Raw genomic sequence first — 821 nt, 5'->3', positions numbered from 1 at the left:
TAACAAGAAACATTTTGTTTTGAGGACATATTTAAATAGTAGAACAAATATGGTCTTGGAGACATTTTATGATTATAGATATAGTAAAGGGCATCAGTGTTCCCTTTTTAGGGACGACATTGGGTGCTTTTTGTGTATTTTTCTTAAAAAATGAACTTAGTAAAGGAATGCAGAAAGCATTAACTGGATTTGCAGCAGGTGTGATGGTGGCGGCTTCTATCTGGAGTCTTCTTCTTCCGGCACTTGAACAGGGGGCTTCGCTTGGTATGTGGAAGTTCCTTCCAGCAGTAATTGGTTTTTGGATTGGAATTTTATTTTTAATGGCAATCGACTATTTTGCACCACCAGAATGTATTGATGAAAAATGTAAAAATAAGCTGCTTCTGGCAGTGACTCTTCATAATATTCCAGAAGGTATGGCAGTTGGTGTTATTTATGCAGGACTGTTAAGTGGGGCAGAGCATATCACGGAAATCGGAGCATTTTCCCTCGCATTAGGAATCGCTATTCAAAACTTCCCGGAAGGAGCGATTATTTCTCTGCCACTTTGTACAGAAGGAATGTCAAAAAAGAGAGCCTTTATTTATGGAGTACTTTCCGGGGCAGTAGAGCCAGTGGCGGCGGTGTTTACTGTCTGGGCAGCAAGCCTTATCGTTCCGCTTCTGCCATACTTTTTAAGTTTTGCGGCAGGGGCAATGTTCTATGTTGTAGTGGAAGAACTTATCCCGGAAATGTCTGCTGGAAAACACAGCAATATTGGAACGATATTATTTTCCTTTGGATTTACACTAATGCTGACGCTTGATGTAGCATTGGGATAG

General features: G+C 40.6%; 1 protein-coding gene. It reads left to right on the top strand.

The window, feature by feature from the left end; genetic code table 11:
- The first annotated feature begins 68 nt into the window (after positions 1-68).
- Entirely contained in the window at positions 69-821 is a 753-nt protein-coding gene (locus tag EUBHAL_RS09715) for a ZIP family metal transporter (protein WP_005348762.1), read from the top strand.

This window comes from Anaerobutyricum hallii DSM 3353 (genome assembly GCF_000173975.1).
In the GTDB taxonomy this organism is placed as follows: Bacteria; Bacillota; Clostridia; order Lachnospirales; family Lachnospiraceae; genus Anaerobutyricum; species Anaerobutyricum hallii.
This window is presented reverse-complemented; position numbering and strand designations above follow the sequence as displayed.